The sequence below is a fragment of the Photorhabdus bodei genome, from assembly GCF_003287735.1.
GTDB classification, from domain to species: Bacteria; Pseudomonadota; Gammaproteobacteria; order Enterobacterales; family Enterobacteriaceae; genus Photorhabdus; species Photorhabdus kayaii.
In genome coordinates this window covers 47,871-68,388 of record NZ_NSCM01000010.1, presented here as the reverse complement: position 1 = coordinate 68,388, position 20,518 = coordinate 47,871, and the positions used below count along the sequence as shown (strand labels likewise).

20 protein-coding genes and 4 pseudogenes are annotated in these 20,518 nt (G+C 40.3%); 9 read left to right on the top strand and 15 right to left on the bottom strand.

The features are described 5' to 3' along the window. Window positions 1-46 precede the first annotated feature (46 nt). From CKY02_RS09475 to CKY02_RS09445, 7 genes and pseudogenes are all read right to left on the bottom strand, one after another. Window positions 47-433, bottom strand: coding sequence for an Orn/Lys/Arg family decarboxylase (locus CKY02_RS09475; RefSeq protein WP_112895094.1), 387 nt, complete (start codon window positions 431-433; stop codon window positions 47-49). Next, a complete protein-coding gene (gene speC / locus CKY02_RS09470) occupies window positions 355-2,355 on the bottom strand; it encodes an ornithine decarboxylase (protein ID WP_112895123.1) in 2,001 nt (666 codons plus the stop codon). Before speC ends, CKY02_RS09475 begins: the two co-directional genes overlap by 79 nt. Beyond that, entirely contained in the window at window positions 2,348-3,565 is a 1,218-nt protein-coding gene (locus CKY02_RS09465; protein ID WP_112895093.1) for an MFS transporter, read from the bottom strand. Before CKY02_RS09465 ends, speC begins: the two co-directional genes overlap by 8 nt. A 9-nt stretch (window positions 3,566-3,574) precedes the next feature. Beyond that, window positions 3,575-4,420 (bottom strand): coproporphyrinogen III oxidase, encoded by an 846-nt coding sequence (locus tag CKY02_RS09460; protein WP_146747421.1) that lies wholly within the window; start codon window positions 4,418-4,420, stop codon window positions 3,575-3,577. 8 nt (window positions 4,421-4,428) lie between these two features. Beyond that, the gene (locus CKY02_RS09455) at window positions 4,429-5,112 is read right to left on the bottom strand and encodes a radical SAM protein (RefSeq protein ID WP_112895091.1); all 684 of its coding nucleotides are present in this window, start codon (window positions 5,110-5,112) and stop codon (window positions 4,429-4,431) included. Between the two features lie 7 nt (window positions 5,113-5,119). After that, window positions 5,120-5,398 (bottom strand): annotated as a pseudogene (gene speD, locus CKY02_RS09450) (S-adenosylmethionine decarboxylase); the annotation flags it as partial. Between the two features lie 466 nt (window positions 5,399-5,864). Beyond that, window positions 5,865-6,182, bottom strand: coding sequence for a hypothetical protein (locus CKY02_RS09445; RefSeq protein WP_112895090.1), 318 nt, complete (start codon window positions 6,180-6,182; stop codon window positions 5,865-5,867). Window positions 6,183-6,529: 347 nt separating this feature from the next. Here CKY02_RS09445 and CKY02_RS09440 point away from each other — a divergent pair, with 347 nt between their 5' ends. Then, window positions 6,530-6,796, top strand: coding sequence for a type II toxin-antitoxin system HicB family antitoxin (locus CKY02_RS09440; protein WP_105399072.1), 267 nt, complete (start codon window positions 6,530-6,532; stop codon window positions 6,794-6,796). Between the two features lie 263 nt (window positions 6,797-7,059). Here CKY02_RS09440 and flhA read toward each other — a convergent pair whose 3' ends face one another. Continuing rightward, entirely contained in the window at window positions 7,060-9,141 is a 2,082-nt protein-coding gene (gene flhA, locus CKY02_RS09435) for a flagellar biosynthesis protein FlhA (RefSeq protein ID WP_011146160.1), read from the bottom strand. Then, a complete protein-coding gene (gene flhB / locus CKY02_RS09430) occupies window positions 9,134-10,285 on the bottom strand; it encodes a flagellar biosynthesis protein FlhB (RefSeq protein ID WP_112895089.1) in 1,152 nt (383 codons plus the stop codon). Before flhB ends, flhA begins: the two co-directional genes overlap by 8 nt. Before the next feature lie 304 nt (window positions 10,286-10,589). Between flhB and CKY02_RS09425 the strand changes: the two genes are divergently transcribed. The 7 genes and pseudogenes from CKY02_RS09425 (at window position 10,590) to CKY02_RS09400 (ending at window position 14,675) form a co-directional block, all read left to right on the top strand. Beyond that, entirely contained in the window at window positions 10,590-12,278 is a 1,689-nt protein-coding gene (locus CKY02_RS09425) for an S-type pyocin domain-containing protein (protein WP_112895088.1), read from the top strand. Beyond that, window positions 12,275-12,532, top strand: coding sequence for a bacteriocin immunity protein (locus CKY02_RS09420; protein ID WP_011146157.1), 258 nt, complete (start codon window positions 12,275-12,277; stop codon window positions 12,530-12,532). Before CKY02_RS09425 ends, CKY02_RS09420 begins: the two co-directional genes overlap by 4 nt. Window positions 12,533-12,613: 81 nt before the next feature. After that, window positions 12,614-12,697, top strand: a pseudogene (locus CKY02_RS26545) (hypothetical protein); the annotation flags it as partial. 12 nt (window positions 12,698-12,709) lie between these two features. Then, a complete protein-coding gene (locus tag CKY02_RS09415; RefSeq protein ID WP_338015631.1) occupies window positions 12,710-13,114 on the top strand; it encodes an S-type Pyocin family protein in 405 nt (134 codons plus the stop codon). A gap of 2 nt (window positions 13,115-13,116) precedes the next feature. Next, the gene (locus tag CKY02_RS09410) at window positions 13,117-13,575 is read left to right on the top strand and encodes a DUF6392 family protein (RefSeq protein ID WP_112895087.1); all 459 of its coding nucleotides are present in this window, start codon (window positions 13,117-13,119) and stop codon (window positions 13,573-13,575) included. 107 nt (window positions 13,576-13,682) lie between these two features. Further along, complete coding sequence (locus tag CKY02_RS09405) at window positions 13,683-14,150, top strand: DUF6392 family protein (protein WP_112895086.1); 468 nt, start codon at window positions 13,683-13,685, stop codon at window positions 14,148-14,150. Between the two features lie 105 nt (window positions 14,151-14,255). Beyond that, window positions 14,256-14,675 carry a DUF6392 family protein gene (locus CKY02_RS09400; RefSeq protein WP_112895085.1) on the top strand — a complete coding sequence of 140 codons (420 nt, stop codon included), beginning with the start codon at window positions 14,256-14,258 and terminating at the stop codon, window positions 14,673-14,675. Between the two features lie 135 nt (window positions 14,676-14,810). On the opposite strand, the gene CKY02_RS09395 is transcribed toward CKY02_RS09400, so the two are convergent. Further along, window positions 14,811-15,062, bottom strand: coding sequence for a DUF2442 domain-containing protein (locus tag CKY02_RS09395; protein ID WP_046397162.1), 252 nt, complete (start codon window positions 15,060-15,062; stop codon window positions 14,811-14,813). A 74-nt stretch (window positions 15,063-15,136) separates the two neighbouring features. After that, window positions 15,137-15,235 (bottom strand): annotated as a pseudogene (locus CKY02_RS26690) (DUF4160 domain-containing protein); the annotation flags it as partial. 86 nt (window positions 15,236-15,321) lie between these two features. Between CKY02_RS26690 and CKY02_RS25655 the strand changes: the two are divergent. Then, a pseudogene (locus CKY02_RS25655) lies at window positions 15,322-15,493 on the top strand (IS982 family transposase); the annotation flags it as partial. 392 nt (window positions 15,494-15,885) lie between these two features. On the opposite strand, the gene CKY02_RS09380 reads toward CKY02_RS25655, so the two are convergent. The 4 genes from CKY02_RS09380 to CKY02_RS09370 form a co-directional block, all read right to left on the bottom strand. Continuing rightward, window positions 15,886-16,308 carry a cupin domain-containing protein gene (locus tag CKY02_RS09380; RefSeq protein ID WP_112895084.1) on the bottom strand — a complete coding sequence of 141 codons (423 nt, stop codon included), beginning with the start codon at window positions 16,306-16,308 and terminating at the stop codon, window positions 15,886-15,888. 49 nt (window positions 16,309-16,357) lie between these two features. Beyond that, complete coding sequence (locus tag CKY02_RS24485; protein WP_205068466.1) at window positions 16,358-16,561, bottom strand: hypothetical protein; 204 nt, start codon at window positions 16,559-16,561, stop codon at window positions 16,358-16,360. Between the two features lie 546 nt (window positions 16,562-17,107). After that, a complete protein-coding gene (locus CKY02_RS09375) occupies window positions 17,108-18,958 on the bottom strand; it encodes a type I polyketide synthase (RefSeq protein ID WP_112895083.1) in 1,851 nt (616 codons plus the stop codon). After that, window positions 18,951-20,516 carry a biotin/lipoyl-containing protein gene (locus CKY02_RS09370; protein ID WP_112895082.1) on the bottom strand — a complete coding sequence of 522 codons (1,566 nt, stop codon included), beginning with the start codon at window positions 20,514-20,516 and terminating at the stop codon, window positions 18,951-18,953. The genes CKY02_RS09375 and CKY02_RS09370 overlap by 8 nt, the downstream gene beginning before the upstream one ends. Between the last annotated feature and the right edge of the window lie 2 nt (window positions 20,517-20,518).

The following is a 20,518-nucleotide window of genomic DNA, read 5'->3' as shown; positions in this document are numbered from 1 at the left end:
GTTCTATCCTGATAATTTAACCTTCAGTCAGCTATTGGTTATTCAATTAGTCGAATTTGCAATATGCCTGCCTTATTACGTACCCATAAATACGTTTTCTTCCATTTATATCAGTATCTACGTACACCCCTTGCATCTCAGGGGCAAAGCATGGCAGCTTGTTTATGAGCTCCTCTAACACTAAGAAATAATCTAAAACAGCACCATCCCAAATCTCACCAGGAGCTATAGATACAATTCCTGGAGGGTATGGTAAAGCTTCTTCTGCCGCTATCCTTCCTTTTGCTTGTGCAATAGGGATAAAATCCACATGCCCACGGATTAATTGCACATTAGCAGCATGGGGAGTAATAACTATACGAGGGAAGTGACGCTCTTTAAATATTTTTTGTTGGAGATATTGTATATTATAGCTGGCGTAAATATCATGCATTTCCTGACAAAGACGACCAATTGTATAACCTCGGCATTGGCTAATATTACTATTATATACCCGTCATCTTTCAAGTTGCTTCTTTGTTGGCTGCACTCACTCACCCCGGTCACATAGTTCTCTATGCTCCCGGGGATTCGCTCCCTTGCCGCCGCGATGCATCTTGAAATCCATAGGGTATATATAGCAGGCAAGACTTCAGATATCATGGAATCTTGTTCTACATGCTTTTCGAACTGAATTATTTTCGATATCAAATGTTGAATTTTTGCATTATTTACAGCAGGGGTTAGCAAAAAAACAATTGAGTTAAGTTCGGATTTTTCAGGTATAACACCATTTTCTCTTAAGTAGTTTGCTAAAAAGATTGCGGGCACTCCTGATTTTTCATATTGCCCAGTTTCAGAGTCTATACCAGGTGTCGTTAATAGTAATTTGCAAGGATCAAGTGAATATTGAGATTTGCCATAACCTTCAAATGTATGCCACTTCTCATCAGGATCAAAACTGAAAAAACGTGAGTCACTAGCAATAGTATTTGTATCATAAGATTGCCATGGTTTATTATCAACGAAAGGTGGTACAAACGGTTTTACCAATTTACATGATGAAAATATAAGCTTACGTGCTTCAATTCCAATTCGTACGCATTCCCCCCACATTTTTTCACCATACCCATTTGAATGAATTTTGGCATTAATATCTAGAGCAGCAAAAAGAGGATAAAATGGGCTTGTAGATGCATGAAGCATAAACGCATGATTAAAGCGTCTGTGCTCGCAATATCTACTTTGCAGCTTTATGTGCTCATCTTTTTTGTGAATCTGTGATGTTTGCGAAAAACCAGCCTGCTGCTTATGCACTGACTGAGTGACTATGATTCCTGGAGAGTTTTCATTTAAATCTAATAACAAAGGGGAGCAATCTTTCATGAACGGAATAAATTGCTCATATCCCACCCATGCAGAATCAAACAAAATGTAATCACATAAGTGCCCTATTTTATCTACTACACTGCGTGCATTATACACGCTTCCATCATAAGTACCTGCTTGTATAATTGCTAATCGGAAAGGTCTTTTTATGTTTACTTTATCTGAGGATACCTTGCCAATTAACTGCCGCAAGTAGCCTTCATCAAAGCAATGTTCTGGTATACCTCCTATAAGCCCAAATGAATTTCTCGCAGCTTCTAAATAGATTGGAGTCGCACCTGCTTGTATTAATGCTCCATGATAACAAGATTTATGGTTATTTCTGTCAAATAACACAAGATCGCCTGGTGCAAGCAGAGCATTAGTTACTACTTTATTCGCAGCTGAAGTACCATTTAAAACAAAATACGTCTTATCCGAATTGAATACTTTTGCTGCGTGTTGCTGTGCTGCATCGGGTGCTCCCTCATGAGTCAAAACAACTCCAAGAATGGGATCTGCATGAGGAACATCTGCTAAAAAAATGTTCTCCCCCAAGAAATCTATAAACTTTTTACCCGCAGGATGTTTGCAAAGAAAATCGATTCCCTGATGACCAGGGCAAGCAAGGGTTATATTACCTTTAGAAATATATTGTGTTAATGTCTTAAAAAATGGCGGAAACAACTCATCTTCGTATTTCTTAGCAAAGGCTTCCAATTGAGTGCTATAGGAAGATGCGCTTTTACTACATTCACTGAATACACCCGTTAAACTTGGCAATATAGATTCATCTATCTCATCATTATTTTTAACTACCGCAAATATAGGAATATCTAAGCCGCTTTTAACTATATCACTGACTCTTTGCATAGAAAGATCTTCATAAGACAAAACTATTGCAGCTATTTCACTAAAATCACGTATCTTATTGATACTTATTATTTCCCTATTAGTCTCAAATTGAATAGCTACATTTTCACTTATTGCTATTCTAAAATCATACATCATACTCATTATCCTTCCCCTTTAACCTAGAAATAACTAATCTAGCTGACATTGCAATAAAAAGAGCCATTATTGAAAACGAAAACCCACCACTGATGACAGAAAACAATCCTGATACCACCCCAGAAACAGACTCACATGTATTAGCGATTGTGGAGTACAATCCATAATTTTTGCCAACTTCATTTTCCTTTGATAGTGACTGTATATTAGTAATTATAGATATATCTACAATGGCTCCAGAGAATCCAAGAAATAACGCAAAAACAATTAAAAGCACAAAGCTGAATTTTATAACCAATGAAACAGTCAGGAAGAAAAATCCATATATCATCCAAGATTTCATTACTTGCACCGGGGTTGAATTTTTGATTATACGTGTATAAAAAACCCCACCTAATACAGTTCCCATAGCTGTTATTGAAAATACATATCCAACAAGTTCCTCATTTTTGTAAATATCAATAATTGAGGCTGGCAAAACATATCTCAATAGAGCCGCTGTAAATAATACACATATAGAAGTTCCAATTATTACCATGAATAAATTTTTATTGTTTCTCCGCATATCTATGATACTACTCCTAGTATCATAGATAATTCTCGAAACAGAAAATTTTTCTCTCCCATGAGGCTCATTTCTTTTTAAAGAAAACAAAAAAAGCACTGAAAGAAAATATGTCGCACTATCCATTAGAAGAACATATGATTTATTACCCATAGCAATTATTATGGAACAAGCCAATGGACCAATTATGGATGCCAGATCTTCGATAACTTGAAATAAGCTATTACCCTTTGGTAAATTTTTCTTTTCTAGCATTTCAGGTAAATATGCTCTAAAACTAGGCTGAAAAAGGCTTCTCCCAATTGTCATGAGCATAGAGCAAACGATGAGGATGTATATATTTAACAAATCATTTAGATAGGTTATGAATAATATAAACGTGATGACAAAACGTAATATATCACTAAGTATCATATTATTCTTTTTCGGAAAAACATCCGCGAGCCATCCCCCCACAGGCCCAAAAAATAAATATGGAATAAATCTAAAGAAATATACTATCCCTATGTACATAAAATTGAACGACAGCAACTCAATTGCGATAATTGCAAATACAACATCATGTGCAAAGTCACCTATTTTCGATATTAAACTAGATAAGGATAGAGGTAGTATTCTTTTGTTAAAAATGACATTCTTCATGCTATACTCTTATACATTTAAACCAGCGGTATATATTATTTCTTTCTTCGACAAAAATTTCCCAGGAGTTTTTAATTCCTCGTGAACAATTTTCTTGAGTATAGCTTGCTCTGCCTCAGGCATAAGATAAAACATAATATTACTATACCAATACCAACCCAATTTTGTTAGCCGAAATGAATGTGTATCATCTACAATTAAGCCAGAGTCGATCAGTTCATTAAGCCTACCATATAGCCGATCGGGGACTAGATTCATTTTAATCTGTGACTTATCTGCATACCCATGATAAGGTAATCTCAATATCAGAGGCTTCATTTCATCTAATAATTCATCATGCTGGCTGATTTTACACAAATAAATATTTTTATTCATTGAATCAATATATTTTTCCCTACCTGTAATATTAGTTATAACGTGCCCCCTCAGAGAAGATATGGCATTAATGCCAAAACCGAGAAAATCATGATCTCCATATCCATATACATGCTCATGATAAATAAAACTATAATTATCAGTGACCACTTGATCCGTAATACTCGATCTCACATAACCATGTCCATTATGAGGCATGAAACCTTTACTTCTCATGTGTAAATCAATTAATAATTTCATTGAGAATTTTCGTGTAGCAGATGTAATGTTATCTGTATAATCACGAACAGACTTATGAAGTTTAGATGATGTGACAACATTATTTATTGGATATATATCAACATTACTTAAACCCAGATCAATAGCTTTATCTAGGTCAGAAATAATAACCTCTTCATCCTCACCATGCATTCCATATATTATATACCTGTCATCCTTCAAGTTGCCTCTTTGTTGGCTGCACTCACTCACCCCGGTCACATAGTTATCTATGCTCCCGGGGATTCGCTCCCTTGCCGCCGCGATGCATCTTGAAATCCATAAGGTATATCACATAAAACATAATCAAAATTCGAAACCAATAAATGTGAAGACTTTTCAATTGTATCTATTGACGCAGTGAGATTAAATAGTTCTCTCCACGTAGGATCCATTGTTTGCAAACCAAATCGAGTATGTGTAACGCCTATTTCTTTTAAAGCATCAATTCCCTCCCTAGTTACACTATTTATGCTAAGCTCGAAAGAGAATTCTTGTAGAGAGGATAAGTCAAAATATTTCTTAATAGTTTCACCTATATCGATAATATTTTCAGGCGATAATAATGACGGGGTTCCGCCTCCGAAAAATATTGCTCGTATAGGAATTGCCTTATAGTCAATAAATCTACTTTTATACTCTACTTCATTGATAAGTGCTTTTACATACCTGTCTATCACTTCATGGTTTTTGTATAGTCCCTTGGTGAAGGGGCAAAATGTACAGATAGATTCACAAAACGGAATATGGAAATAAAGAGCTCTCGAATTGACCTCAGAATTCGCATTTCCTAATATCCTTGATATGGAGTTTTCATCTCCACTAAAGGAATTAAATGTTTGATTTGGGAAGAAAAAATTGTATATAGGGAATTGGTAATCGAACTTAATTATTCCATTATTAATTAATTTCATAAATAAATCACCCTGTTGTTAATGGATAGGTATCTAGACTACTCCCTCTTTGCAAACCACGAACAGTAAATCTTTTACTATCCTTGAAAAACTTTTCTATATCGTTATGTATACATGTATCTTGTTTTCCACAAGTGTAAACATCAATGCTTATGTAGTTTGTCTCGGGATATGTGTGAAATGATAGATGTGATTCAGAAAGAAGGAATAATCCAGTGACACCTTCTCCCCCATCAGTAAATTTATGACAGAGATGACCTATTATTCTGAAGCCAGATCTCTTTAGCGCTTCATAAAAAAAAAGTGTTCAATGAATCCGCATCAGATAATATCTCATTATCATGCAAGACAATATCCCAGACATTGTGAAATCCACGATCGTCCAATTTGAGAGCCCCTGTTGATAATGAATAATAAGATAGACAAGTAAGGGAAGCATTAGCTTCCCTTACATTTTATTACCACATGCAGAGACCTTGCAGGTCGCAATCATTAATATCTACTTCAAAAAGTTCCATTGCTGATTCCATGATACTTTTCCTCACAATAATTTGATTAGTGTACCACTTCATTATTAGCCCTAATGCTTGAGCTGAATGAATCGTATGTTAGGAAATTGTCAATGTCAAAGAATAAATATCATTTTTCAATTTATTTATTTATTTTATTTTTCGATCCTAATCACGTCCAACTCATCAATCAGGTCAATAGCATGAATATTTATTTCTTGCCCAACATATTAGCTCCGGCATCTAATACCCTATCCAAATAGCCAATGTCCATACTCGCAATTCTTCGTTTTCGGCAAATACTGGCTGTTTTGTCGTTTCTACCAGAAGCATATTCAGGCTTAGATGTCGCATGCACGTCAATATTTCAGAGGAATCTCCCTTGCGGGGGAGACAGAGATCTTCCTTCATGCAGACATCAAAACCCTGTGTAACCGTGCTTCTGTCCTCCAGTGGCTCCGGAACAGCAGCCGCAAAGTCGGCGCGACTGTGTTCCGCTGAACTGATGTAGTAATGATAGTCAAGTGACTCTTTTCCTGTTTTATCAATATGATAACTCATTGCTGCGTCAATGCTTTTTAAGCCTTCCCATTCAGGAAACTTATTGCCACATAATGAAAATATTTTATTTTAATTATTAAAAAAACATAGCATACATATTTATTTTTCGCGTAGATACACTATAAGCATCAATATATTCCCTGCCTATAACTCTATCATGTGCAATGGAAATTTCATTGCCATCACATTTTACACCTGATGCTACAATGAAATAATAATTCCTTTTATTTTTTCTGAATTGAAGTTGTAGTCCCGATATCTGAAACATATTTTTTTATTAAAGTTATACCTACACTCTGACTGATACGAAAAATTTCTCCCATCAGCGTTAGCAATTCGGGCAGCATATGGATGTTTTAACCGAACAGGGCGGCTATGTCCCCAACAACTCATCCGATTACATCGGTGCTCCTCGTTTGTCTGGAGATGGAGGGGTTATTACTCTTATTGAATTAGACCCAGAGAAATATGAGTCAAAGGTCATCAAATTCAATTTAACCATACTTAGCAATCTGTTAACTGCTATAGATCGCTGCATTGAGGAAAACAACCACCATAAAAATCGTTCTGCTTTTCTAGCTGAGTTAACTAGAAAAGAAATAGTTCATCACTAACGAATTAGGGCGGGAAACTGCTCTAAACATAAAAACCGCCATAGCAGCATCTGATTTGATATTTGCTTATCGTTAATAAAATACTGTGATCAATGATAGTCTTCGGTATATCCCGGCTGGAATAATTGCCATACCGATTTTGCAGGTTCCGCACAGAAATTAAAAATCAATTAATTTTGATGACTAAAAATGACTATTAATGTCGAAAGATGATTATATCAGGCCATTTAGGAATAAAATGGCCCACTATTCTATTGATACCGCTATCCGTTACCACCAATGGTCGCGGTCATACGAATTTGACGGTTATCACTGATTTCAAGATTAGATAAAACCACTAATTGAGGCAAAGTTCTACGTAAGAAACGCGATAACAGCGGGCGTAATGCATGATTGACCAACAGCACCGGAGGCGCGCCCAGCATTTCTTGGCGTTGCAGTGCTTCCGTCGCTTGCCGTTGTAAGTTATCCGCCAATCCGGGTTCCAAACCACCGCCATTTTGTAACGCCTGAATTAACAAGCGCTCAAGGCCCGCATCCAATCCGATGACCTGAATTTCCTGCGCTCCGGGGAACCACTGTTGAGCAATTGCCCGGCCAAGCGCAATTCTAACCAAAGATGTCAATTCATAAGGATCAGTTTGTCCAGGTGCATGTTCAGCCAAGGTTTCAATAATTGTCCGCATGTCTCGAATCGGCACTTGTTCGGACAACAGATTTTGAAGCACCTTGTGCAAGGTTGTCAGATTAACAACATCAGGAATAAAGTCCTCGGTCAGTTTAGGCATCTCTTGGCTGACTCGCTCAAACAGTTGCTGGGCTTCCTGACGGCCAAACAATTCATTGGCATATTGCGTCAACAGATGATTCATATGGGTCGCAACCACCGTACTGGCGGCAACCACCGTGTACCCCTGAACCTGAGCTTGCTCTCTGAGGCTATCATCAATCCAAACCGCAGACAGGCCAAAAGCGGGATCTTTCGTGATATCACCTGGCAATTCCCCCACGGCACCACCGGGATTAATCGCCAGCCAGCGCCCCGGATGCGCTTCACCACGACCAATTTCTACCCCTTTCATCAGAATACGGTAGCCCGCTGGAGCCAGTTCAAGGTTATCCCGGATATGAACAACCGGCGGTAAGTATCCCATCTCTTGGGCAAATTTCTTACGAATGCCGCTGATTCGCCCCAATAACTCACCATTCTGGCGAAAATCAACCATCGGGATCAGGCGATATCCCACTTCCATACCCAAAGGATCTTCAAGCTGAACATCGGACCATGAAGCTTCTGATGTCTGTTGCTGCTCTTCTATTTTTGGTTTTTCTGTATTTATCGCCGGCGCATCAGTACGGCGATACAGATACCAGCCAAGACCAGCTAATGCCGCGGTAAATAACAGGAAAACAAAATTGGGCATTCCCGGTACCATGCCCAACAATCCGAGAACACCCGCGCTCAACATCATCACTCTGGGATTGTTGAACAGTTGAGTCACCATCTGCTGACCAACGTCCTGATCCGTTGCTACGCGAGTCACAATAACACCCGCCGCAGTAGAAATAATGAGAGCAGGTAACTGTGCAACCAAACCATCACCAATGGTTAACAGGGTATACGCTTCTCCCGCATCCCCCAAACTCATACCATGTTGGGCTACACCAACAATTAAGCCGCCAACGACGTTGATAACTAAGATCATCAATCCCGCAATCGCATCGCCGCGCACAAACTTACTGGCACCATCCATCGAACCATAAAAATCCGATTCTTGTGTCACTTCAGCACGGCGTTTCTTCGCTTCTTCTTCACCAATTAATCCGGCATTTAAATCGGCATCAATTGCCATCTGTTTACCTGGCATGCCATCCAGCACAAAACGGGCACCCACTTCGGCAATCCGCCCTGCACCTTTAGTAATGACCATAAAGTTAATCAATACCAAGATGATAAATACCACAATACCGATAGCAAAGTTGCCACCAACCAGAAAATGGCCAAATGCCTCTACAACGTGCCCCGCTGCCGCAGAACCCGTATGCCCTTCCAATAAAATGATACGGGTTGAAGCTACGTTAAGAGATAAGCGCAATAACGTGGAGAACAGCAAAATGGTCGGAAATGCAGCAAAATCTAGCGTGCGCCGGGTAAACATCGCCACCAGCAACACCATGATTGATAGCGCTATGTTAAACGTAAACAGCAAATCAAGCATGAATGGCGGCAATGGCAATACCATCATAGACAAAATCAAGAGGATCAATACCGGCCCGGCAAGCATTTGCCATTGCGAGCCTTTCATATTGCCCGGTAAACGAAGTATAGAGGCCAGGTTAGCCATGACGATTATTTTCTCCAGCAAAATCCAGTGCTGGCGGCACTGGCAGATTTTCAGGTTTCTTAGGCTTCAAGCCGCCTTCCCGTTTCCAACGTTTCAATTGGTAGACCCAAGCAAGGACTTCCGCGACCGCCGCATAAAGTGTCGCGGGGATCTGCCCGCCAACTTCACTATGGCGATAAAGTGCCCTGGCAAGTGGCGGCGCTTCAAGTAATGGAACGCGGTTTTCTGTACCTATTTCTTTAATCCGTAATGCAATAATCCCCGCCCCTTTCGCCAATACTTTTGGCGCACTCATCGCTTTTTCATCATATTTCAGCGCAACAGCATAGTGAGTTGGGTTGGTGACAATGACATCCGCTTTCGGTACATCCGCCATCATACGCTGACGAGCAGCCGCCCGTTGTTGCTGACGGATACGCGCTTTAACATGTGGGTCCCCCTCTTGTTCTTTAAATTCATCCTTTATTTCCTGCCGGGTCATTCTCAGTTTTTTCAAATGGCTGTATATCTGGTAAACAACATCGAAAGCCACCATCGGTATCAACATGAAAACCACCACATAACCGGCGAATATTAGCATTTGCATAGCATCATCCAGTGCCAACAGTGGCGGTTGAGCTATGAGCCGTAACATGGCAGGCCAGTTCATCCACAGGAACAAAGCAGCACCCATACCGACAAATCCCGCTTTAAGTAGCGCTTTGAATAATTCCGCCAACGCATTCATTGAAAAAATACGTTTCAGGCCAGAAATGGGGTTCAATTTTTTCGGATCAAATTTGATGGATTTGGTACTGAATACTAATCCACCCAATAGCGCCGGGGCACTTAATGCAACTAACACTAATCCAGCAAAAACTGGCAGCAGGGCCAAAACAGCCTGTTGCAGCAACCTGCCAATCTGTTGAACCATCTGCTTATCATTGCTGACCATGCTGTGATCAAAGCTAAACCCTTCAAACACCATCAACGACAATTCATGCGTCATTGACTGACCACTCATCCAGAGCAAACTTAAACCACTGGTCAACATCAATATAGAACTCAGTTCTCTGGAGCGGGCTATCTGCCCCTCTTTTCGCGCTTTTTCCCGCTTATGGGACGTGGGTTCTTCTGTTTTCTCAAGATCGCTATCTTCAGCCACGGCTTTCCTTGTCAGATTTTCAAACGCTATCAATCAGAAAATATGGAATCAAATGGCGGTTAGCATGACAAAAGAGAAAAAATCCGATGGCTGGAACAATGAGAAATTTGACCGGGTATTTGCGGGATAGAGCTAGCAGCAAAAAATTCGATTTTATTTTCATTAATTCTGAACTTTTCCATATCTCTTTAACTCAAATCCATTGTATTACCGATCAATTATTACCTTTTAAGTTGTAACAATATGGTAATTATTTTAGTTAAACAAATGATTAATGTGGTTAGTCAAAGGGGAAGTGAAGTAGATGGCAATAGGGTATTACCTGCTGGTTGGTGACAAAACTACCTGTGGTGGACAGATTATTACGGGTGATCACACCATGACATTTAATGGGCGAGCCACCGCGCGTGAAGGGGATAAGGTTACCTGCGGTAAGCATCCCGGTACTTATGTGATTGTCGGCGGCATATCAGATATGTTTGATATGGGGCAACGATTAGCCGGCACATTGGATAGTGTCAGCACCTGCCCTTGTCGGGCCCGGTTTATCAATTCGGTTATGGACAGCTACGAGAAGCAGGAACAGCCTCGTCAACAAGCGGTAACACCTGCTTATACGGCGACGCAAAACTTCTCATCACCAATGAAGGAAGCAACAACAGTTCAGTCCAATCCTCCACCGGTGACACAAGTGCCGCCTCCACCGATCCCGGTATTTGCCAAATCTCGTCAACGGGGCAAAGGCTGTACCGACGCCGGTACGGAGGCTGAACCGGCAAATAATTTCGGTAGGATGGGGATATATCAGGTTCTATCATCGCCCACCCCTGTCACGGAATCAAAGCCTGAACAGCCTCCGCAAGGCAAAAAACATCCACCAGAACCGGATAAGCCACAGGATAAAAAATTACCGTGGTATAAACGGTGGTTTAGCGACAGCAAAGGTAAGGCCGAAGCCGCTGCGACTGTTGTAGCTGCAACGACCCGTAGCGCGGTGGCGGATGGCGAAACGCTGGTGATGCGTTACATTGGCGGTGGCACTAGCAGTGCCGGGCGCTGGCTGGCGGTGCCGAATCCATTGACAGTCGGACTAATGGGGCTGTTTTATTCATCGGGGCTAAATGAAGGTGAGGAAGATTACTTAAACGAATATCATCTTAGTGAAATTGCCAGTCAGTATGGTAAAGCACCGACCCGTGTCCGTTTTCGCTGGATCAGAGATGAAGAAAGCGGCAGGATGACAGTTCAGGGGTATCACGTCAGCCCGGAAAGTGGTCTGGATAAAGTGCCGGTTCATATGATGAAACTGAATCCGGCCACCGGTAATTATGAGTTCTGGGAACCAGGAGAACACCGGCCAACGATTTTATGGACACCAAACGAGCAGGAATTCAAAGTTCCACCCCATACCGGGAATGAGGAACAGCCATTTATTCCGTCGCAGATAACCGTATTGCCGATCCCAGATAAAGTCGGCAGCAATATTGAATCGTTGCCAATGCCGGAAGAGAAGGATTTTCGGGATTATATTCTGGTCTTTCCCGCCGGTTCAGGAATGAAACCAGTTTATGTGATGTTTAATACTCCTCGGAACCAACCGGGAGTGGTAACTGGCCAAGGACAAAGAGTTGAAGGTAATTGGTTAAATCTCGCAGGACAAGATATGGGGGCACCCATCCCTAGCCAGATAGCGGATAAGTTACGAGGGAGGAGATTTAATAACTTTGATGATTTCAGAAGGGCATTTTGGAAAGAGGTTGGTAATGATCCTGAGTTGTCTCAGCAATTTAATTCACATAATAAAGAGTTTTTAAAAAAGAGTTACTCTCCATATTCACCACGACAGGAACACATTGGAAATCGAGAAAAATATGAGATCCATCATGTTAAATTTATTAAAGACGGTGGTGAAGTCTATAATCTCGATAACCTTCGTGTAACAACACCAAAAAGGCATATCGAAATTCATTCAAGCAAAGGTGGAATAAAATGAAGTTAAATAAAAAGTTAGAAGATTATACAGAAGCTGAGTTTTTAGAATTTGCCAGAAAAGTATGCAATGCAGACTATGCGACGGAAGATGAAGCTAATGTTGCAGTTCAAGATTTTATCCGTTTATCAGAGCATCCAGATGGTACTGATATCCTTTTTTACCCATCGTCTGGTCAGGATGATTCTCCTGAAGGAATAGTGAAGCAAATCAAAGAATGGCGAGCCAAAAGCGGTAAACCTGGCTTTAAAAAATAGCAATTAAGTCAGTGATAAAAAGGATTTTTATAATCCTTTTTATCACGGTTAAGTAAGGTTAATACCTCACACAGCTATCATATTGGTATTGAATCGCTGACGATGCCGGAAGAGAAGGATTTTCGGGATTATATTCTGATACTCCCCATCCCGAATATGCCGCCGGTGTATGTGTATTTGAGTAAACCGCCGGTGAAATTGTTAGACGTGGATTTGTATAGTAATTTTGCGGGGAGACCAAGAAATGGGATGCATGCTGATCATATGCCTTCGGCTGCTGCGGTTCGGACAAAATTGAAAGTGTTATATCCTGATTTAGATAAGGATGAATTAAATCTTTTAGCAAAAGATGTTGCAGCAATTATCATTCCAGCAGAGGTTCATCAAAAATTCAGTACAACCTATGGTGGTCGAAATTCCCAGACTCAAATAGAACAGGATGCACAAAACTTAAGAGCAGCGTTAGATCGTGATTTTAATACTATAAAACCAGCATTGAAGAACTATGGAGCAACAGAAGAGCAGTTAGAAGAAGCTCGATCTAAGATGCATAAGTTAAACCATGAGAAGGGGTTATATTAATAATGGCGGTTAATGTTGAAGCGTTAATTAATAGTTTAGGTAGAACTTATCAGGAAATTTATAGTGAAGGATTAATTCCTTATAAGAATAAGCCGAGTAGTTTTCCAGGTGATCCTGATATTCATATTGATATGGTGAGAGAGGGGATTTTCTTATCATTTGAACGGAGTAGTAAAATACTAAATGAAATTACATTAAGGCTACTTAGAGAAGATAAAACTTCTTTTATATTTCCAAGTGAATTACCATCACCATTAAAACCTTCTATGGATAGAAGGTGGATTGAAAAAAATTTAGGGACTCCGATTAAATCAATACCACCAAGGGAAATTTTAAAGAGACAATTTGGTTGGATAGATTTATATCGTTTCACAGACAAAATCAGTATGAGAATTTCTTATGATTTACGTGAGCAAGTCAAATCAGTGACATTCCTACCTACTTCAGAAGTGTGTTGGTAGTCAATATAAAGAGGAGATTTTTATTGAGAGCCAATTCATTAATCAGCAGCTTAAAAGGTTAAATTGAAGATGAATTGGCTTAATTGAGAAAAGAGGTTATATAAATAATGGCGATTAACATTGAAGTACTAATTAATAGTTTAGGTAAAACTTATCAGGAAATTTATAGTGAAGGATTTATTCCTTATAAAACAAAGCCTAAAGGAGATCCAGACTGTGATTATATATCATTGAATATGATTAAAGAAGGTGTGTATTTAGCGTTTAAAAGAGATAATAAAGAACTGCTTGATGTGACTGTCACTTTAATTAATAGGGATAAGCCATCGTATCAATTTCCTAATGAATTACCATCACCACTCGTCCCCAAAATGTCACGTAAATGGATTCATGAACATTTTGGTGCGCCTGAAAAATCTCATCCTCCAGAGATGATTATGAGACACCAATTTGGTTGGACAGAATTATATACATTGTTCAATTTTCGTATTCCTACAAGTATGCAAATTTCTTATGATCTCACTGAACAGGTTGAATCTTTGACTTTTTTACTCACCTCAGAAGTGGGCTGGTAGTTAATAAAAGAGGAGATTTTCTTGAGAGCCAATTCATTAATCAATAGCTTAAAAGGTTAAATTGAAGATGAATTGGCTTAATTGAGAAAAGAGGTTATATAAATAATGGCGATAAATATTGAAGCATTGATTAATTGTTTGGATAAATCTTATCAGGAAATTTTTGATAAAGGATTAATCCCTTATAAAACGAAACCAAAAGGTTTTTCCGGTAATAATGTTATTTATTTAGATATGGTAAAAGAAGGCGTATTTTTAGCATTTTATCGGGAAGGAAAGCGTTTAAAAGAAATTACCTTAACTTTGCTAAATGAAAAAAAACCGCTATATCAGTTTCCTAACGAATTACCATCTCCCTTGGTGCCACTAATGTCCCGGGAATGGATTCATAAACAGTTTGGTAAACCTGAAAAATCACTTCCTCCGAGGAAAAGATTAAAGAAAGATATTGGTTGGACCGAACTATACCTGTCATCCTTCAAGTTGTCTCTTTGTTGGCTGCACTCACTCACCCCGGTCACATAGTTATCTATGCTCCCGGGGATTCGCTCCCTTGCCGCCGCGATGCATCTTGAAATCCATAAGGTATATACCTTCTAGAAAATGAATAAAACGCTCGATTTTACCAATATCCAAACGCAAGCAATGCAAACAGTTCAATCATATATTCTCCCTTAAGTGAGATTTGAGCTTTTTGTAGAGTGCGTCGGGTGCCAGATCAGCATCATTCGGCCAGCACACTGCGCCACACTCATCAACACGCGCTTGGGCAAAGAATTTCTGCTCTTTCAGTGGCTCGAACATGGGTCCGAACAACCGATCTGCGATGCATACCTCTCCATAGGTGCCATCATCGAACGTCACCGCCAGGGTGTATTCTGGCTTTATTTCCACTTTCGTTACTCTGCGCATGATAATCACTCCAGCAGTTCAATCTTGTTGAGAGGCCGATGTTGTTCAGCCAGTTGCCAATCATTCAGCAGATACTACCTGTACTCAACCGCCCATTCGATGACCAGAGCCTTTGCTCGTTTGGGCAATGAACCTTCCATGACCTCCAAAGTTTCAATTGAGATAATAGCCTCATATTCACCGTAGCACTGAGATTGACACTACTCAACTATTAAATACGAGATATAAATATCGAGAAAGGGAATCCTTTAGTTGGTTCATCAATCCCCAAATACGGATACCCAATATTTCTCAGATAGAACATTCACGACACTGTAGTGTGCAAGGATTAATGTTAAATGTGTTAGGGCGACAGATAACTTATTGTCACAAAGAGAACAAAATCACTGAATATTTCCTGCTTAGAAATGGATATGTTAGTAACGGCTTAACCAGAACTCAGGTTATTTAAATTAATTTCAATTCGAAAACTCATTACCACCACCCATTGAAATTATTTCCCAATTTAAATGTCACATTAAAATAATTTCAATAATCATTCCAACCTTTATTATTACAATAAAACATTATCTCTAATATATTTCTCCATTTTATTTCCAGTAAATCTAATGTTTCATAGGCTAGTGCCTGATCCCCTTCATAAGATTCCCACATTATATTAATTGAAAAAATCCTATATCATCCTTTTATCACTCCAATAATTTATCCTTATTTATAATTATCTTCATGAATATAATCTTAGATACTTTATCTCTGGCAAAATATCATGGCATTCTCGCAACTCACCAAGCACTAGCACATGTTTAATTCAATTTATCCCAAGTTAAATCTTTAATTCTTCTGGGGTTCCTTCCCTATATGGCACCAGCGTCGTCCTATCTTGCGAATCAACCGCACAATGATTATTACCGACAACAAGCATAACCAAATCGCTAGTTGCTTTAATCGCGTGATCTATTTGCCCATTCACAAAATAGCAAACTCCAGGCTCTATTTTATGCTTTTCACCCGCATAAATAACATAACCTGTTCCTGCGAGTACAAATAAGATATGATGACCTAAGTGAGTATGATTCTGCATCCCTTCATCTTTGCTGAAACGAATTAGATCAGCACCAAAGCCATCAAACGAAACTAATCCCTCGCCCGTTCCCATACTGTTTACCATTTTATGACTTCTAGCCATTGTATCGACAACGAGATGTTCACCGTTCCAGTGACAAAATCTATTTTTAATAAATTCCATATTACTTTCCTTTTATCTCTATAAATAAGATTTTATTTTAAAGTAACTATCATCTCTCTTTATTAATTGAAATTACACTATACCCGTTATCTTTCAAGTTGCCTCTTTGTTGGCTGCGCTCACTCACCCCGGTCACATAGTTATCTATGCTCCCGGGGATTCGCTCCCTTGCCGCCGCGATGCATCTTGAAATCCATAAGGTATATACCTCTATCAAATAAATAATATTTCCCAGTAAAATTTCAATCATCACAAAATTATATCGACAAAGAAATTAACGGGTTATTTACAACATATCAAATAGTAATATGTAATTCCATAGTAGTATTTTACAAAAACTCACTTTGTGATAACAATCACTGAAAAACGCTTATTTTAAATATCTTTGTAGAAGATAACCTAAGTTTAAAATAATACCAAACAAAAGTTAGATTAAATACATTATTAAATCATGACAATAATAGCGTTAATTAAACCAGCCTTAACTCTCACTAAAAACAACCATTTCAAATAGATATAAACACAATTTTTTTATTTTAGTTAAGAAAGATATAATTAATCCTGACACCACTCTCAATAAAAATCTTATTATGCTACAGCAGCTAAAGTACTCATGAAAAAATACCCTGTGACTGCTTGAGTATCGTTTCAATTAAATACTAATTTCTTAGCCAAATCCGCAGAGGCTCCTCTTTCAATGCAAACCGGAACATCAGACAAACAAAAGAAACCCCACAACCTCTTACGAGATTGTGGGGTTTCCACCATGCTCTCTGGTTTTCCTGTCTCGCTTCACTGCCTACTGTTTTGCAACCACGGATTCATTGTGAGGTAACCAGTAACGCCGATGTTCAAAAGCATATTTGGGCAATCGAATACGCAACGGTTTCTGCCCGGAAGGCCAGCAGGTACGCCAATCTATATCCTGACCTCGTAACCATAAAAATCGAGAGTCGTCTTCTGCCATATGAAGCCACTGATCTTCTTTCGTTGAAGTAGACGAAGCAAAATCCCGTAACTGCTTCAAAAGATCCTGCCGTGATGTTGCAACAAACAGTGCCCGATAGGATAACGCTGCCCTGCCAAACTGTAATGTCCAGCTAACCGCTGGCAGTTCAATGCTTTCATCGTTTTCGATAAAATCCCCTAGCATAGTCACCATTTTTTGTAACGATACCAGGCTATTAGCCGAAATAGGATAATAATACCCCTCCAAATTGGCTTTAATCTGTTGCTGCGCTTGAGTTGGCGCCTCCTCTAAAATGACATGAGAATTGCTGCCTCCCAATCCAAAAGAGCTGAGTCCAGCGAAACGCTTTTGCCCTGCCCCCACTCGCCAAGAATTTTCCTCTGTAGCCAGTTGTAAACGTGAATCCACACTATCAATTTCAGGATTCAAACGCTGAAACGCGGCGCTAGGTACAATAGATTTATGCTGCAACATTAGTAAAACTTTAACGATGCCAGCTAACCCCGCAGCGCCTTCTAAATGCCCAATGTTGGCTTTTACTGAACCAATATAGCAAGGTTGTAGCGTTTCTCCTGATTCATCACGATTAAAGACCTCATTAAGCGCATTAAATTCTATAGGATCACCCAACGAGGTTCCCGTTCCATGTGCTTCAAGGTAACTGATTTGTTCCGCAGAAATTCCAGCCTGTAGCAAGCAATCTTTAACCAACGCAATTTGCTGCTCAGGATTAGGTGAAGTCAATGAATTAGCACGTCCGCCATGATTGACTGCCGATGCCCGAACGTATCCATAAATCGGATCCCGATCCTCTAAGGCCTGTTTTTGCGTTTTCAAGAATAGACAGACAGCCCCTTCACCACGGACAAAACCATTAGCATCCGCGTCAAAAACCCTACAACAGCCATCTTTGGATAACATTCCCGCCCGGTAATAAGCAGCCATGTTGAATGTGTTGCTCAATAGGTTAACGCTGCCAACTATCGCCTGTTGGCATTCCCCCGAACGCAATGAATTCACCGCTTGAGTCAGTGCCGTCAATCCACTTGAACACGCGGTATCAATTTGCAAACTTGGACCAATAAAGTTGTAATAAAATGACAATCTGTTAGCCAGAAGGCAATTCAGTGTCCCTGTCGTTGCATAAGCATTTGCCATCGCCATATCGGCCGCAACAAGTTCACGATAATCATTACTGCACGAACCAATAAAAACACCCGTCTTTGATCCTGAATAGCCAAGCGGATTGGCACCACTATCTTCGATCGCTTGCCAGGTCAGCTCTAATAGCATTCTCTGTTGCGGATCCATCATGGCCGCGACTCGCGGAGAAATACCAAAGAATGGCGCATCAAAACCATCAATACTATTGAGTAACCCCGCTTTCAGGGCTTTTTTAGGTAACGGAATGACGTAAGGTTTTCCGGATGCAAACCGCTGCTCTGGAATCTCTTCTATCACACTGCGTCCAGATCTTAAGATCTCCCACATCTGCTCTGGAGAATCTTCCGCCCCAGGAAGTCGGAAAGCCATGCCCACAATAGCAATAGGCATCTGTTTCGTATCACCCGCACTACTTACCGAGGAAGTAATGGAACTTAAATGCTCCAACAAGGCAGATTTAGCTATCCGTTGTTCATCCGGACTAAGCGAATGATATATGTGATACAGATTATCCATGCTTTCCTCCTTCTATGAGGCGCTGTAACCTTAATGCTGCTTCGCCATCAAGACTACGCATCGCATTAATAAAGTCATCTAAGGAATGTTTATTCTCAGTCAGTTCAGTTTTGGAAACGTCCAGATATTCAATCAATCGATGCGGCGAGCTATAACGCCAGAACAGCGTCGGCGATAATTTTCGACGAAAATGCGCCGACATCAACTCTGCAAGTTTTACTGCCTTGAGCGAATCAATGCCCAAATCAGCCCAAGTGCGCTGCATCATTGATTCAGTAAAATCTTCGTCCCAATTCAGGAAATCCGCCAGCAGCGTGCGTAATTGCCCGGAAACCGATTTACCTGATTTACCTTCTATCTGATGCGCGGTAGATCGTGGCCCAGACAGAACACGAACCTGAGTAATAATCTCGGTAATAAATTCAGACGCCTCTACCCCATTGAGCAGATAGTGATTAAATGCCAGAACGAGGTTCATCTCTTTGTTGTGAGGCGCACCGATGAACAATGTTGACTGAGATGGCGGCACAATAACCGGTACGGCAAAGGTAGCACCATCGTTGCCGGTATACGAGATCATCATAGGAACATCAATATCAACGGGCAGTTTTTCCACATCGGGATCAAGTACACCATTCAATTGTTGCCTGAACTCAAAAAAGCTCATGGTTTGCGTTCCCGGTACTTTTAACGAGCTCAAATCGCCTTTTTCATCCAGAAAAGCAATACCTAGGTTGATATCCGTATAAGTGTGATAACGCTCTTGATCAAGCGGTCTCGAACGCAACATCGGGAATTTTTTCAATGCCTGAGAAATCGCATAAGTGATGACCTGAAATGGCGTTATCCATTCCTGTTGCCCGGAGGTTTCCGTTAAATGATGAATGGCGTTATCAACAAGCTCAATCGGTAGTGGTTTAGCTGCCCAACAAGGTTGTACCGTAGCACTATTTAACCGTATTGCACGATTAAGACGCTGCTGATCTCTGGACAGAAAACCCACATTGTCATTTTCTGCATTGCTCTTTTCTGACGGCCTGGTTTCTTCTGATATCTTAGTTTCGCGGTACTGCTGGAGGTAATCATCTATATGACCAGGCAATAATGTCCCATGTTTTTCCGCCAGTTGGCTAAGAATGTGCGGCTCAATTTGGTGTTCTTGTGCATACTGACGGGTTTTTGGCGGAATACGCGCAGGAGGAGCGGATACTTCTGGAGCCGCCTCCACTTTCTCTATTTTTTCTACTTCCTCCGCCACTCTCTCCATTTTCTCCGGCTGAGGCGTTAACGCTTCACTGACAGAGGAAGGCTCTGCCATCTCGCCAACAGCTCTGATAACTGCAATAGGCGATCCAACAGGGATAATATCATTTTCCGCCGCCAACCATTTTTCCAAGATCCCCTCAACATCAGACTCAATAGTAAAGGCGGCCTTATCCGTCTCCATTTCATAAACAGGTTCATCACGCTTGACATGATCCCCCACCTGCTTAAGTAACTGGATGATGACGACTTCAGTGGTTCCTTCTCCCATCGGGGGAATAAGCAACTGTGCCATAA

Coding starts and splice junctions, on each gene's coding strand:
- CKY02_RS09475 (WP_112895094.1), bottom strand. CDS start 433: ATGCATGATATTTACGCCAGCTATAATATACAATATCTCCAACAAAAA.
- CKY02_RS09420 (WP_011146157.1), top strand. CDS start 12,275: ATGAAGTTAAATAAAAAGTTAGAAGATTATACAGAAGCTGAGTTTTTA.
- speC (WP_112895123.1), bottom strand. CDS start 2,355: ATGTATGATTTTAGAATAGCAATAAGTGAAAATGTAGCTATTCAATTT.
- CKY02_RS09375 (WP_112895083.1), bottom strand. CDS start 18,958: ATGGATAATCTGTATCACATATATCATTCGCTTAGTCCGGATGAACAA.
- CKY02_RS09400 (WP_112895085.1), top strand. CDS start 14,256: ATGGCGATAAATATTGAAGCATTGATTAATTGTTTGGATAAATCTTAT.
- flhA (WP_011146160.1), bottom strand. CDS start 9,141: ATGGCTAACCTGGCCTCTATACTTCGTTTACCGGGCAATATGAAAGGC.
- CKY02_RS09455 (WP_112895091.1), bottom strand. CDS start 5,112: ATGAAATTAATTAATAATGGAATAATTAAGTTCGATTACCAATTCCCT.
- CKY02_RS09395 (WP_046397162.1), bottom strand. CDS start 15,062: ATGCGCAGAGTAACGAAAGTGGAAATAAAGCCAGAATACACCCTGGCG.
- CKY02_RS09425 (WP_112895088.1), top strand. CDS start 10,590: ATGGCAATAGGGTATTACCTGCTGGTTGGTGACAAAACTACCTGTGGT.
- CKY02_RS09410 (WP_112895087.1), top strand. CDS start 13,117: ATGGCGGTTAATGTTGAAGCGTTAATTAATAGTTTAGGTAGAACTTAT.
- CKY02_RS09380 (WP_112895084.1), bottom strand. CDS start 16,308: ATGGAATTTATTAAAAATAGATTTTGTCACTGGAACGGTGAACATCTC.
- CKY02_RS09440 (WP_105399072.1), top strand. CDS start 6,530: ATGGATGTTTTAACCGAACAGGGCGGCTATGTCCCCAACAACTCATCC.
- CKY02_RS09465 (WP_112895093.1), bottom strand. CDS start 3,565: ATGAAGAATGTCATTTTTAACAAAAGAATACTACCTCTATCCTTATCT.
- CKY02_RS09445 (WP_112895090.1), bottom strand. CDS start 6,182: ATGAGTTATCATATTGATAAAACAGGAAAAGAGTCACTTGACTATCAT.
- CKY02_RS09405 (WP_112895086.1), top strand. CDS start 13,683: ATGGCGATTAACATTGAAGTACTAATTAATAGTTTAGGTAAAACTTAT.
- CKY02_RS09370 (WP_112895082.1), bottom strand. CDS start 20,516: ATGGCACAGTTGCTTATTCCCCCGATGGGAGAAGGAACCACTGAAGTC.